Here is a 14,278-nt window from a genome sequence, read left to right as displayed (position 1 = left end):
CTGCATAGCAGGGGGTTTTCAAAGCACACAATAAAAAAACTGTAGCAAACTTTTGAGCTTGCTACAGTTTATCCTCTTACAAATAAGAGCTTTATATATTATTAGGGGGATTTTAACTAGCTTTCAAGTCATGTTCGGTTTCCAATCAAACATTAATTAAGAGCAATAAGAAAGAAAGTTGGGGATACTTTCTTTCTATCAAAGAACAGAGTCTGTTTACCCTATTCAATGTTTTGGCAAATAGCAATCACTTGCTTCACAGCCTCAGCTGAATGCTGGAGAGCTGCTTGTTCTTCAGTTGTTAGGTGCAATTCAATCACAGATTCAATCCCATTGCCACCTAAAATAGTTGGTACACCTAAAAACAGATCGTTGTAGCCATACTCTCCTTCTAATAGGGCAATAGAGGGGATAATTTTTCGTTGATCTCTCATAATAATTTCTACCATTTGTGCACACGCTGCTGCTGGTGCATAGTAGGCACTACCATTGCCTAGCAATCCGACAATCTCACCGCCGCCCTTACGTGTACGTTCAACGATTTGTTGTAGTCGAGCCTGGGGAATTAGCTTTTCTAATGGAATGCCTCCTGCATAGGAATAGCGAATTAATGGCACCATTTCATCACCATGTCCACCTAACACAAAGCCTGATACATCCTCTGGAGCAATTTGTAGCTCTTGTGCAACAAATGTATTGAAACGGGCTGTATCTAATACACCAGACTGACCGATAATCCGATTTTTGGCAAAGCCTGTTTCCTTATGACACACATAGGTCATGGCATCAACCGGATTACTTAACACAAGGACAATACTGTTGGGTGCATAGTGTTTAATCTGTCTTGACACTTGTTGAATGATTTTCGCATTTGTTGTGACTAAATCATCGCGGCTCATCCCTGGTTTACGAGGGATACCTGCTGTAATGACCACAATATCAGCACCAGCAATATCTTCGTAATGACTTGTCCCTTTAATCGACACATTGAATTTTTCGATAGGGCCTGTTTGTAGTAAATCCAATGCTTTCCCTTTTGTCGGGTTCTCCGCTTCTGGAATATCTACTAGCACCACATCACCTAATTCTTTCTGTGCTAAAAATAAACTTAATGTAGCACCTGTATGACCTGCACCAATCACAGCAATTTTATTTTTACGAAATGCCATTATGCGTCACCTCTATTATCTGTCGGTGATGTTGTGTCTGCTGTTTTTTTAGCACGTGTTGATGCTGTTGTAGTGGCAGGCTTTTTCTTTGATGCCTCTGGTCCTTTAATCATTTGGAATACTTCTTCATCAGGTCTCGGAATGACGTGAGCACCTAATAATTCACCAACACGCATGGCAGCAGCCTTACCAGCTTCCACTGCTGCTTGTACAGAACCTACGTCGCCCTTCACGACTATCGTCACAATACCACCATCGACGAATTCTTGTTTAACGATTGTCACATCTGACGCTTTAATCATCGCATCAGCCGCTTCATATGAACCAACTAATCCTTTGGTCTCAATCATACCAATTGCACTACTCATTGTCCTCACCTCTCATCACTTCAGTAGAATCAATAATACCAATGACCACTGCATCGATTGGTAACGGATTTTCTTTCATAATATAGCGTGATGACCCACCGCTTGTAATGAGTACATCATCACCAATACCCGCACCAATACGATCAGCTGCCACCATTTCTGTGCGAATCGGCTGTTGATTGGAGTCAATTGGTTGAATGATGAGTAGCTTTAAACCATTCAGCCCTTCCTCCTTGCGTGTTGCCCATACACTGCCTATCACTCTTCCCATTTGCATGAACTTCACCCTCTTTATGCGACACAGATTTTCTTATTACTCTGAACGAATTGTTAATGTTTTATTTAACTCTCGTAATTTATCATAAGCCAGTGCTGTCACAATCGTTTTCTTCGGGACCACAATTTCTTGTGCATCGATATCTAGCACTTCTATTTGTGAAAGTAGCTTTTTGTCATAATGATAGACAGATGGTTGCGCTACTTTCTGTATAGCTGGTGACTGTTCTTTCTCAGGTATGGCTGGCTCGCTTACTTGATGATGGACCATTTCAGCAAACGTTCCTTGTTGAATGAACCCTGCATTTGCTTCATCTGTATCAATATGCATTTCTAATCGATAACGCTCTGATACGCGGACGATCACATTCGATAAAATAATGGGGCGAATACCCCCTACCTTGATTTGTACAGACTGTCCATCTACTACATTGAATCTCGCACTATCTGCAGGGGACATATGGATATGTGCCTGTGCTACAATGAGTCCTTCATTTAACACAACACTCCCCTTTGGACCAATCAATGTAACAGGGCTAGAGCCTTGAATATCACCCGATACTCTTAACGGGGGCTTCAATCCTATTTTCATTGCATCTGTCCAGCTTACTTCCACTTGAGACAAGGAGCGAGCTGGGCCCAGAATACGAACTCGCTCAATCGATCCTTTGGGACCAGCGATGACAACGGTTTCCTCCGCAGCAAATTGTCCTGGCTGTGAAAGCTCAAACTTTGGTGTAAGCTCATAATTCTCACCAAAAAGTTGCTCCACCTCTGCTTGTGCAAGATGGACATGGCGAGCGGATACGCCAACGGGAATTTTACCGTCATGTGGAGAGGAAGATTGATTTTTTAAAACTTGTTGCAGAACTTCTTCCACAATTTTTTGCACTAAATCTTCTTGCATCTTGCCTCCTCCTTACGATGATACTTTTACTAATCTACCTTGTGCTTGTTGTTCGATAAAGCCTGCATTTGCTTCATCTGTATCAATGTGCATCTCTAAACTAAAGTCATTTGAAACACGTACAACGACACCACGGAAAGTGACAGGTCGATCACTGATGACTTCCACTGAAACCAATTCATTATTGTGTACTTCCAATTCTTTGGCATCTTGTTCTGTCATATGGATGTGTGCCTGTGCAATAATGACCCCCTGCTGTATCTCCAACACTTTGTCTTGATAAAGTATTTTAATGCCTGCCGAGTTTTCAATATTTCCTGATTGCCTTAAAGGAGGGGTAACCCCAAGCTTCATGGCATCTGTGCGGCTGACTTCCACTTGGGTTGCTGGTCTTACTGGTCCAAGGACACGGACATTATGAATAATGCCCTTTGGCCCTTCGATTGAGACACGCTCCTTGGCAGCAAATTGCCCTGGCTGTGATAAGTCAAAATCCTTTGTTAACGTTGCGTTTGGACCAAAAAGTGCTTGTAAATCCGCTTCACTAAGATGGATATGACGAGCCGAAATGGCCACTGGAAATGTTTTTGTCGCTGTTGTCACGTTAGCCACCTCTATATTTCATAAATTGTTTTGACTTGGACAAGATAAGAGCTTTCCTACGGTTAGGTCAGCTCTCATGCTGATCCATTCCGTCTTGGCATAATGGCTTCTTATCCAGTACGTGTTTTGTAAATGGAAGCTATATTGGCATTTATCTCACACCATCTATAGCAATAAGCGTCTCCTACTGAAAGAAGGTAAATTATGCTTCTGCTTTTGGTAAAATCATTTCTAATTCATGGTGTGGACGTGGGATTACATGCACAGATAATAGTTCTCCTACACGTTGTGCTGCTGCTGCACCTGCATCTGTTGCTGCTTTCACCGCACCCACATCTCCGCGTACAAGAACTGTCACGATACCGCCACCAACATGTACTTTGCCTACTAAATTAACACTTGCTGCCTTTACCATTGCGTCCGCTGCTTCAATTGCTCCTACTAAACCTTTTGTTTCTACCATTCCTAATGCTGTACTCATTTGTCATTCCTCCAAATTATTTATTTTGTAATGTGATTTGTTTTAATACTTGATCGACAATTTGCTGAACCATTGTCATATCTAAAGAAGGTTCTTGTGCTACAACCGACTCGACAACGGACAGTACTTCAAATTCTGGTTTTGGCACTTCAACATCTTTAATACCGTACGCCATACGTTTAATATTTAATAGATGTCTTGCTGTTATATTATCTGATGTAATATTGCCGCCAAATGTACCGCAGCCTAATGTAAAGGATGGGGCTAGCCCCGTTGTGCCACCTACTGCACCGATAGATGATAATGTATTGACCACAATGCGTGATACTGGCAATTCAACGGAGAATTGCTCAGCTAATGCTGCATTTTCTGTGTGAATAGAGCATGTGTGTCCGCGTCCACCAATATTTAACAGGTCAATCATGACTTGCTTTGCTTCTGTACTGTTTTCTACTACATAAAGGGCAAAGATTGGTGACAATTTTTCAAGAGAAAACGGAATATTTTTACCGATCATCGTTTCCAATCCAACGAGTACTTTTGTATCGTCTGGTACCGTAATGCCAACAGAATCTGCTAAGCAAGTAGCTGATTTGCCAACAATCTGTGGATTTACTTTTCCAGGAACAGGCGAAATCAATTTCTCCATTTTGGCCTTTTCTTCAGCATTTAATAAATAAGCACCATTTTTCTTTAATTCTGTCTGCACTTGCTCTGCAATTGCCTTATCCACAATAATGGCTTGCTCTGTTGCACAGATTGTGCCATTATCGAACGATTTGCTTTGCACTAATTGACGTACAGATTTTTGAAGATTAGCCGATTTTTCGATGTAAGCTGGTACATTCCCTGGCCCTACACCATAAGCAGGTTTGCCAGAGCTATACGCTGCCTTCACCAATGCACCGCCACCAGTCGCTAAAATTAAATGAATGTCAGGATGCTTCATTAGCTGCTGTGTTGCCTCCATAGAAGACATCGTTAAACATTGTAGTAAACCTTCTGGTGCACCTGCTTTTTCAGCAGCTACTCGACAAATATCTAAAGCCTCTTTCGTACATTTCACGGCATATGGATGTGGACTAAGTACTAAGCCATTTCTTGTTTTTAAAGAAATAAGTGTTTTAAAGATGGCTGTAGAGGTTGGATTCGTCGTTGGCACTATACCTGCGATGACGCCAAAAGGACTAGCGATTTCGGCTACTTTTTTCATGCGGTCATAACCCACAATGCCAACCGTTTTTAAGTCTTTGATATCCTCATAGACATCTCTTGAAGCCACTTCATTTTTCATCTTTTTATGGTTGGGAATACCCATCCCTGTTTCTTGCACCGCCATTTTTGCTAAACGGTCTGCTTCCTTAAAGGCAGCATCCGCAACAGCCTTCACAATGTTGTCTACTTGTTGCTGTGAAAATTGCATGTAGGCAGCCTGTGCTGTATTAGCATGTTTTACAGCATCTCTCATTTCCTGAATCGCTAATAAGTCTTTGTCTAATGTGGCCATAAAGCCGCCTCCTTTCTAGATCACTGGATTTCTAGCTACATTTTCAATAGCTTCTCTGAAAGCATTCGCCGCAGCCTCACATGACGATTGACTACCACTTAATAAGCCGCCACCAAAATTGGTTTCAGACGGAGGACCAAAGAAAACCTTTAACTCCACATCTGCCGCTTTTAATGCTGCATCTAATCCAATCATTGCCTCTAATGGCGGTGCGATTAAATAAGCAAGTGGTGTGCCAACCTTTACATCTGCAAGCTCGGCAAGATACGTACCACAGCTTGCCACGGTATGGGCAAACAGGGCGTGATTGTCATTATGATTAATAGCTTCAAAGTACGTATCAAATTCAATTTTTTGTTGAATGGCATCAAGTCCACTACGAATTTCATCAGGTGAGCTTCCCGCAATGATGCCAATTACTTCACCTGACAATGGGCCAGATGCATGAGCCGCTCCCGCATAAAAACTTTTCGCATAGACAACATCGACATCTGCCTTTTTTGTTGCCTCGTCTAAGGCAACATAACCCACATCGTCGATTGTCAGTGTGACAAGTCCAATGCTGTGTTGATATGGCTTCAAATCTAACTGCTCTGCTAGTTCACTGTTCACTCTTGGAATGGTTTGCATCGCTAAAATTTGCGCCATAATTTTTTGAGGATTCATGGTTCAGCCCCCTAACCTTCTTTTGCGACAAGCTCTACACCACTTGCCTGATAATGCAAGATTTTTTCTACAATGGTTCCTAGATAAGCACCTGCTTCTAATGGTGGGATACCACCTTTATGGATATTTGATATCACCATACGCTCCGCTTCCACTGTACCGATTTTTGGCTTGTAGCATAGATACGCACTCATCGATTCAGCAGATACAAGTCCTGGACGTTCACCAATGAGATAAACAATCACTTCTGCCTGTAGCAGCTCACCAATTTCATCCATTAAAGCAACACGCCCTTTATCAATATAGAAAGTTGTGCCGATATCAATATTTAAATTGCTAAGACTTTGCTGAAGGGCTAAGTACACATCTTGCACATTTTCCTCAATCGCACTAGCACTTAAGCCATTCGAAATAATAATCTGTACTTTTGGTTGCGGCTTACATTTTTGCTGAATTAACGCTTTTGATTCGTCTGATAGACGACGACCTAAGTCAGGTCTTGTAATGTATTCCTCTTTATCCGTGACTTTCGTTGTGACCTGAAAGACATCAAGCTTTTGTAAAAGACCCTCGGACACTTCACCATACACGGCATCCACTGCAGCAGCATGATCGAGTCGGAATTTTAACCAAGTTTTTGTTTTTGGTCTTGTCCCCGCTCTTCCAACGCCAATTCGAGCAGGTGTATGTTTTTTAGCGGCTTGTACACTATCCGTTAACGTATCTGCCTCAAACTGAAAAGGCTTAATCGGCACAGCTACATTGATGGGTTGTTCGAAAGTAACAGTAGGAGCTACCGTCGCCTGCTGTGGAGCTCCATGCTGATACAGCTGAATTAATGGCTCCTGCGATGTTGCTCTTGATGTTGTTGTTTCTGTTGCCTGATGTGCTGCTGTATCATAAAACGTAATAAGAGGTTGTTCTGTTGGAGTAGCTACCGTTTCAGGCACTTGGCTCTCGGTGCTTTTCTCCATCTTTTCCATAACAAGCTGTGTAATCATAGAGACTAATTGATCATTCACTGGACTCACCTACCTTTCAAAAATGGATAAATCGCCAGCTCTTGCTGAAAGTCGACCATTTTCATAAATGCCCATTTTCTCTAACCATGCTAAATATTCTGGTGCTGGTTTTTTACCAAATGTTTGGAGTAATGTAGCCACATCATGGAAGCTCATTGATTGATAGTTGAGCATAACATCATCACCCATCGGCGCAGCAATAATAAAGTTAACGCCAGCTGCTGTTAGTAGCACACTTAAATCTTCAACATCATTTTGGTCCGCCTTAATATGGTTGGTATAACAAATATCTACACCCATTGGAATACCGTGCATTTTGCCCATGAAATGATCTTCTAGACCTGCTCGAATAACCTGTTTATTATTGTATAAATACTCTGGACCGATAAAGCCCACTACTGTGTTCACAATGTAAGGATTAAAATGTCTTGCAAATCCATAATTGCGAGATTCGAGTGTTACTTGGTCAATGTCCATATGAGCCTCTGCCGATAGCTCTGAGCCTTGGCCCGTTTCAAAGTAGAATAAATTTGGGCCAGTACCCGTTCCTTGCTTTTTAATGAGCTCCTCTGCTTCTCTTATTAAATCCGCAGAAATACCGAACGAACGGTTGGCAATTTCCGTCCCAGCGATACTTTGGAAAATCATATCTGCTGGTGCGCCTTGCTTAATTGCTTTCATCTGTGTTGTGATATGAGCTAGGACACAGTTTTGTGTAGGGATGGACCAATCATTGATAAATTCTTTTGTAGCCGTAAGTACCTTTTTGACACTTTCAACTGAATCATCTACAGGATTAATACCGATAACAGCATCTCCAATACCATAAGACAGTCCTTCTTTTAGTGAGGCGATGATGCCATCAATATTGTCTGTTGGATGGTTTGGCTGTAGGCGAGAGGACAGTGTCCCTTTTTGCCCAATGGTAATATTACACGTTGACAGTATTTCTACTTTATTGGCTGCATGAACAAGATCTAGATTTGACATGAGCTTTGTGACAGCAGCAATAATTTCTGAATTCATCCCTTTACTTAATCGCTTTAATTCACGATCCCCTGTGTCATTCGATAAAATATATTCACGCAGCTGCTCGATGCTCCAGTTTTTGATTTCTCCATAGATTTGCTCATTAATATCGCCCTCAATAATGCGTGAAACCTCATCATTTTCCTGCGGCACTAATGGATTTTCTCGGATATCTTTGACTAAAAGCTCACTTAATACAGCTTTAGCTGCGATTCGTTGTTGAACCGTCTCAGCTGCAATACCAGCTAGCCGATCGCCTGATTTTTCTTCATTGGCCTTAGCCATTACATCTTTTAATGATTTAAAATTATATTTTTCTCCACCAAATATCACCGATAGATTCACATTCATCCTCCTTACTTTGAGTGGAAGGCAAGGGTCTTCACCACAACAGGAACAACGCCAGATGGCAGAGCCTCTCCAATGTCGATATAATCGCCCGTCTCCACTTTAATTTGATCGATGCAAATAATTGGTACTGTCGCATGAATGGCTTGTATGGTCTGTCCAATAATCTTTGCGTAATCTGATTGAATGACTATGATAATTGGTATGTCCTTGGAGCATCTTGTCGCCAAATGTTGCAAAATAGCCTGGCACAATGCATGTACATCCTGAAAGCTTAAATACGGCAATTCGCTAAAATAGAGTGCGAAAGGCGAACGATTATCCTGGATGGAAAATAAATCATCTGCTCGCTCTACGGCTGTCTTCACCGTAGTATTAAAATCTTTCGCTGACTCCATATGGCAGTTGAAAACAGGTACATTTTTTAGTGGTAACACCTCGGCATCTACCTGAATGGTTGCCCCGCTAATTTCAGTTGTTTGTGTACCCGCTCCAGTGACTGTTGCACGTGCTGTTTCTTCTGGTCGTAGCCATAAAAACGATTGTAGTTGCTCATGTTGTATAAGCATTTTCGCTAATTTTTCGCCTATATCATCATATTGGCGCTGAGTACATTCATTTTCATAAATACAGGAAGCTACACCACCAGAAAAGACGATGGCATCCACTGGTTTATGCCAGTTCGGTAAATGCCCTAGTAATAATGGATGCTCTCCATCGGTACACTGTCCACTAAGAATCATGGCAAGTGTTCCAACCATTTCGTCAATACATTGTGAAACACGAGCATCATCGGCCGCATCACCGACAGCTAACGGATTAGCCCATTGTTCCATTAGTCGCATGAGTGGCGGAGAAATTGATTGAACCCTCCCATCCTTAAATTCAATCAATCTACCACCAACATGTAAGGTACATGTACCAATAACTTCTCCAAACTGCATCACAGCAATATTGGCAGTTCCTCCGCCAATATCAATATTGGCAATCACCTTAGCTGAATTCTTTGATTGCTGTAGGGTACCAGCCCCTTTAGCAGCAATGATGGCCTCTAAATCAGGACCAGCGGTAGCAACTAAAAAATGACCTGCACCATCGGCAATGGTATGGACAACCTCGCTTGCATTTTCCTTCGTGGCCGATTCGCCTGTAATAATAATGGCACCTGTTGAAATGTCAGTTGGTGCGATTTGTGCTAATTGATATTGCTGAAAAATAAATTCTTCAATTTTTTTCATATCGATGATGTCTCGATTGATAAAAGGTGTTTTAATGATTGGACTTTGATGTAACACCGTTTTCTCAATAATTTCAATCCTTGGCACATGTGTCACACCAGCAACATTCTTTAACAGAAAACTACTGACCACCATTTTGGTAGTACTTGTCCCAATATCAATGCCTGCACTAAATATTTTTTCAGTTTTCACCCTATACCTCCCTCTCGCTACTGTGAGCAATACATGAGATACGGACTATCGCGATCCTTGACGAATTGACGAATTTCTTCCTGTGTCGTAAGTTGAATCAATGGTTCAATCAACTCGATGCCTAACTTTTGCCAGGAAGAGGTTTTCACGATGGGCCCATGTGTCATCACATTTTTTAATAAGGCTATAGCCCTTTCCATATTGGCATTAGGGGCATCTATCTTGGTAATAACACCAATCTGTATTTTAGGAATCCCTAAGCTAAATTGCGGAGGGAACACACTTCTTGCAGAGGTGGCATCCTGCAAGTAAATGACATGGGTTACTTCCAATGATGTTGCCATAATATTCCTGTAATACATTGGATTTTCAACATATTCACCTGGTGTATCAACAATCCAGTCATCATAAACGAGTGCTTGTGTTTTATTGGCACTGCTTTCTTTACCCAACAACGTATTCATCAATGTTGACTTTCCTGCCTGCACACCGCCTATTATCATTACTCGATTTTTCATATGACACATCCTATGATTTTGTTATTTTTGATGGTGTATAACCTAATACCTCAGATAAAAAACGATTAATTTCTAACATCGCCATTTCCACCTCTGATACACTACCAACAATAACGAGACTACCTGTAAAACGATCTAAAAATCCTAGTCTGACATTGGCAGCCTTTGTCGCTAAATCTCCTGCGATAATCACCGTTTCACTTGGGGTACACGTCATAATGCCCAGTGCGCCCGATTCTTGGATACCCAGCTTTTGAAACATATCGGGATCAGGATTGGCTATAAGGTGACTCAATGTTAGCTGTTTACCCGGCACAAACTCCTGAATAAATCTTTTTTTCTCTTCACTCACACGTCATCACCTCACTTTTTAATCAATTAAGATTTTTGATCTGTTAAATATTCGCCTTCTTTAATAATGCCTGCCTTGCGATCCTCAATTTCCAGCCTTAATGCAGTTGGTACAGAAAGCTTATAAGCAAAAATAATCGCAATAACACCGGCTAAAAACTTCCCAGCGATTACAGGTAAAATAATGGTTGGCTGGAAGTTAGCTGTGAATGATAAGTGATCGCCTAATAAAAAGGCCGAACATACACCAAACGCGATGTTAATTACTTTATCCTTCGGTGGCATATGGCGAATCAGTGTAAACATCGCCAAAATATTAGCAATTGTTGCTAAAATCCCCGCACTTCCTACAGATGATAAACCTAATTTTTTACCAGCCGCTTCAAGTGGTTTGGAAGCATATTTTCGAATTAAATACACCATTGGGAACGCACCCGCTAGCATAATTCCAATATAACCAGCTGTTTCTAATGCCCGGAATTGGTCGATTTCATCAGCCATGATTGGATCGAAGCCCCACGCACCAAATATCTTTGTAAAAATACCTGTGAAAATCTCTACAATCGAGAACACTAACACTAATTTAATCCCCGCATCCATCACGCGTCCGAATATCATGAAGCCTGCAATCATACCGTTCGGAATAAGCTTTAAGCCTAGTGCGATTAAAATAACGAAAATGAATAACGGTAGTAAATTAATTAATATTTGTAAAACAGAAATGGCAAATACATATGTAGGTGCCTCTGTTGTACTAATAACTTCACGCACTTCTGTGTTAAATAGCACGATCATGATCGACGAAATAAATGCACCAATCGGAATTGTTAATACGCCAGCCATAATACCTAGCGCCATATATTTATGATCACGCTTATCTAACATCGCAAGACCCATTGGAATTGAGAATACAATGGTAGCACCTGACATAAAGCCAACAACAAGAGCCATTACCCATCCCTCATAAGACTCCTTTAACGCATTGGCTAATTGGTAACCACCCATGTCCGAGGCTAAAATCGTCGTCGCTGCAATCGCAGGATCTGCACCAATTAACTCAAAAATCGGACTAATAAAATGACTAATAAACCATGTTAAGTAAGGTATAGCTGCCATGATCCCTGCTGCTGGAACAAAAATATGCCCAACGGTATGAATCCCATTCATAAATTCTTTCCCAATCCCATACTCAGCATCTCGGATAGCCCCGATTGCCCCTAAAACAGCACAAATCATAATAATATAAACGATAATCGTTCCTATCATTGCCATCTTACTCATCACCCCTTTTTCATTATTAAATTTATATAAAAAAAGGCACTTTAAAGAAAAAATCTCTTTAAAGCGCCTTTGCTTCAACTATTGACTTGTAAGGTGTTTATAATTTGCTGTGCAATGTGTACCATTTCCTGTTGTGTTTGCATGCTTTCATTGCGAATCTTACGGTAAGCCTCGTCCTCACTAATGTTTTCAGCCTGCATGAGCAAACCCTTTGCTCGTTCAATGATTTTTCGTTTTTCCAATTGTGTTTGCTTATGTAAGATCTCGCCATTGAGTCGGTTAAATTTATCAATTTGATGAAAAGCAACCTCTAACACAGGCAACACATTTTTCTCAGAAAACGGTTTCATGACATAGCCTAATATATTGTCTTGCTTCATGTATAGCAACAATTCTTTTTCACTGTATGCCGAGATGAAAAGAACGGGTATACCAAGCTGTTGTTCAATAATTTTACTTGCCTTCAACCCATCAAGTTTAGGCATTTTAATGTCCATTAAGATTAATTGCGGTTTATGTAAAAAGGCTAATTCAATGGCTGTTTCCCCATTACTCGCCTGTGCTACTACTTCGTAGCCATTGTCTTCTAACATAAACTTCAAATCAATCGCAATCAGTGATTCATCTTCGACAATCATAACTTTCCTAGTCATTTACGATAAATACCTCCTCACTTACAGGAAACTGAATTTGAGTATGTGTACCTTCTTCACTAGGGATAATTGAAAATGAGCCAGCTAAATCATACTCTACAAGCCTTGTGATAATCTCCATCCCAAAAGATGCCTTCACCTCTTGCATTCCAACGCCGTTGTCAGAAATATGGAGTGAAATAGTAGACTCTTCCTGAATGAATTGAATATCAATGGTTCCTTCATCACGACCGATAAAAGCATACTTTAATGCATTTTGCAGGAGCTCGCAAATAATGAGTGCGAGAGATACCGCTTTTTTTGAATGACAGAATAGCTGCAAATTATCATGTTGAAAGGCTAGTTGAATAGTTGCTGTATTGGACGTATCAATCATTTTATGACCAATTTTTTTAGCTAACGCGATAACATCTACTTTTTCTTCAGCGTTATCTTCATTTTCTAAAATAAGCTCATAAACAGATGAAATACTATATATTCGATTTAATGCCTCTTGAAAAGCACTTGCATTCGCAGCAGACCGATCATTGCGCATTTGCAGGCGTAATAAGCTTGTCACTGTCTGAAGATTATTTTTCACGCGGTGGTGAATTTCTCGTATCGCAAAGGTTTTCATCATTAACTCATTTTCTTTCAGCTTAAGCTCTGTTAGATCATGAATAATGAGTAGAGTGACCTTCTCGTTTTGACTGCGAATCGGAATTTTCTTTACAATAAAGGATTTACGATCAATTGTAATTTCTAAGAAAAAGACATCATCGCCTTTATCATAGACTTCTTGTAAAAAAGGTAAAATTTTATCCAATGCAACATTGTCAAAGTTCTCTAATCCCGATAGCTCAGAAATAAAATGATAGCCAGCAGGATTGCTATAAATCACTTTATTTTCATGATTGGTGAGAATTATGGACTCTACAAGTAAATCAGAAACTACGGGTATCGGTTGCGGATTCGGTTCTACAATATGCTCAATTAAAGCAAAAGGCATATTTTGAAAATCATCTTTCGGTGTCGTTTGCATCTTCACCATTTTTTCCTGAATCAACACAGCAATCACTTGCTGTTGCTCATTAAAAATAGGCATCACATTTTGCTCTACCGTAATCCCTTCCTGCGTAATCGCTCTGGAAATAGAAGATTTTTCTTGATGTTTGAATGCAGCAAATACAGCTGGTTCAAAACTTTCAAATACGAATTTTCCGATAACTGATTTTTCATATAAACCAATTTCCTTTTTCGGGAATGCCTCTGCCACAACAATTGCATGCGGTAAATTTTCCAGCAGGCAATCTATGAACATATAACAATCAGTCAACTCAGCATAATACGTTAGCGTAGCTTCAATTTCTATTAACTTGTCAATATCCGTTGCCGATAGATTTGTATATTTTCTACACAATGATTGAATGTTCGACAGGTTTAAGCCCCCTATCAAGGAATAGTCAGCAAGCAATTTGACTATTCTTAAAAATTCTTGTCATTATTATAAACCTTTTGTGAAATTATTTTCAATACAAAAAATATTTTCTTTCACCAAATTTCGTTGCATTACAAAGAACTATATAGCTTAAAAGAGAAATATTCAACAGTTTTTTAAACCACCACATTATATCCATACCCATAATGTTATTTTAATATATTAAAAAAGCGAGCTTACCTTTATGGCAAA

General features: G+C 40.3%; 16 protein-coding genes. All 16 read right to left on the bottom strand.

What is annotated here, in order from left to right:
• Window positions 1-221 precede the first annotated feature (221 nt).
• A complete protein-coding gene (gene mdh / locus MKY46_RS08035) occupies window positions 222-1,169 on the bottom strand; it encodes a malate dehydrogenase (RefSeq protein ID WP_036118359.1) in 948 nt (315 codons plus the stop codon).
• Window positions 1,169-1,537 carry a BMC domain-containing protein gene (locus MKY46_RS08030; RefSeq protein WP_036118362.1) on the bottom strand — a complete coding sequence of 123 codons (369 nt, stop codon included), beginning with the start codon at window positions 1,535-1,537 and terminating at the stop codon, window positions 1,169-1,171. Before MKY46_RS08030 ends, mdh begins: the two co-directional genes overlap by 1 nt.
• Entirely contained in the window at window positions 1,530-1,814 is a 285-nt protein-coding gene (locus MKY46_RS08025; protein ID WP_036118365.1) for a EutN/CcmL family microcompartment protein, read from the bottom strand. Before MKY46_RS08025 ends, MKY46_RS08030 begins: the two co-directional genes overlap by 8 nt.
• 36 nt (window positions 1,815-1,850) lie before the next feature.
• Window positions 1,851-2,720, bottom strand: coding sequence for a phosphate propanoyltransferase (locus MKY46_RS08020; RefSeq protein ID WP_340833915.1), 870 nt, complete (start codon window positions 2,718-2,720; stop codon window positions 1,851-1,853).
• Window positions 2,721-2,732: 12 nt separating this feature from the next.
• Entirely contained in the window at window positions 2,733-3,323 is a 591-nt protein-coding gene (locus MKY46_RS08015) for a phosphate propanoyltransferase (protein ID WP_338653536.1), read from the bottom strand.
• Window positions 3,324-3,525: 202 nt separating this feature from the next.
• Complete coding sequence (locus MKY46_RS08010; RefSeq protein ID WP_004269321.1) at window positions 3,526-3,804, bottom strand: BMC domain-containing protein; 279 nt, start codon at window positions 3,802-3,804, stop codon at window positions 3,526-3,528.
• Window positions 3,805-3,820: 16 nt separating this feature from the next.
• Entirely contained in the window at window positions 3,821-5,311 is a 1,491-nt protein-coding gene (locus MKY46_RS08005) for an aldehyde dehydrogenase family protein (protein WP_340833913.1), read from the bottom strand.
• A gap of 15 nt (window positions 5,312-5,326) precedes the next feature.
• Window positions 5,327-5,977, bottom strand: a complete 651-nt coding sequence (gene eutL / locus MKY46_RS08000; protein WP_036118375.1) for an ethanolamine utilization microcompartment protein EutL — start codon at window positions 5,975-5,977, stop codon at window positions 5,327-5,329.
• A gap of 11 nt (window positions 5,978-5,988) precedes the next feature.
• A complete protein-coding gene (gene eutC, locus MKY46_RS07995) occupies window positions 5,989-6,999 on the bottom strand; it encodes an ethanolamine ammonia-lyase subunit EutC (RefSeq protein WP_089933167.1) in 1,011 nt (336 codons plus the stop codon).
• Window positions 7,000-7,008: 9 nt separating this feature from the next.
• Window positions 7,009-8,379, bottom strand: a complete 1,371-nt coding sequence (locus MKY46_RS07990; protein ID WP_051891580.1) for an ethanolamine ammonia-lyase subunit EutB — start codon at window positions 8,377-8,379, stop codon at window positions 7,009-7,011.
• Window positions 8,380-8,384: 5 nt separating this feature from the next.
• Window positions 8,385-9,806 (bottom strand): ethanolamine ammonia-lyase reactivating factor EutA, encoded by a 1,422-nt coding sequence (locus MKY46_RS07985; RefSeq protein WP_036118394.1) that lies wholly within the window; start codon window positions 9,804-9,806, stop codon window positions 8,385-8,387.
• 17 nt (window positions 9,807-9,823) lie between these two features.
• Window positions 9,824-10,324, bottom strand: coding sequence for a EutP/PduV family microcompartment system protein (locus MKY46_RS07980; protein ID WP_036118397.1), 501 nt, complete (start codon window positions 10,322-10,324; stop codon window positions 9,824-9,826).
• Between the two features lie 10 nt (window positions 10,325-10,334).
• Window positions 10,335-10,676: an ethanolamine utilization microcompartment protein EutS gene (eutS, locus tag MKY46_RS07975; protein WP_036118401.1), complete on the bottom strand. Its 342-nt coding sequence runs from the start codon at window positions 10,674-10,676 to the stop codon at window positions 10,335-10,337.
• Window positions 10,677-10,702: 26 nt separating this feature from the next.
• On the bottom strand, window positions 10,703-11,947 hold the full coding sequence (eutH, locus tag MKY46_RS07970; RefSeq protein ID WP_036118404.1) for an ethanolamine utilization protein EutH: 1,245 nt from the start codon (window positions 11,945-11,947) through the stop codon (window positions 10,703-10,705).
• Window positions 11,948-12,030: 83 nt separating this feature from the next.
• The gene (locus MKY46_RS07965) at window positions 12,031-12,609 is read right to left on the bottom strand and encodes an ANTAR domain-containing response regulator (protein ID WP_036118407.1); all 579 of its coding nucleotides are present in this window, start codon (window positions 12,607-12,609) and stop codon (window positions 12,031-12,033) included.
• Window positions 12,602-14,062 carry a sensor histidine kinase gene (locus MKY46_RS07960; RefSeq protein ID WP_051891581.1) on the bottom strand — a complete coding sequence of 487 codons (1,461 nt, stop codon included), beginning with the start codon at window positions 14,060-14,062 and terminating at the stop codon, window positions 12,602-12,604. Before MKY46_RS07960 ends, MKY46_RS07965 begins: the two co-directional genes overlap by 8 nt.
• Window positions 14,063-14,278: the final 216 nt, after the last annotated feature.

The organism is Lysinibacillus sp. FSL M8-0355, assembly GCF_038008985.1.
Taxonomy (GTDB): domain Bacteria; phylum Bacillota; class Bacilli; order Bacillales_A; family Planococcaceae; genus Lysinibacillus; species Lysinibacillus fusiformis_D.
This window is presented reverse-complemented; position numbering and strand designations above follow the sequence as displayed.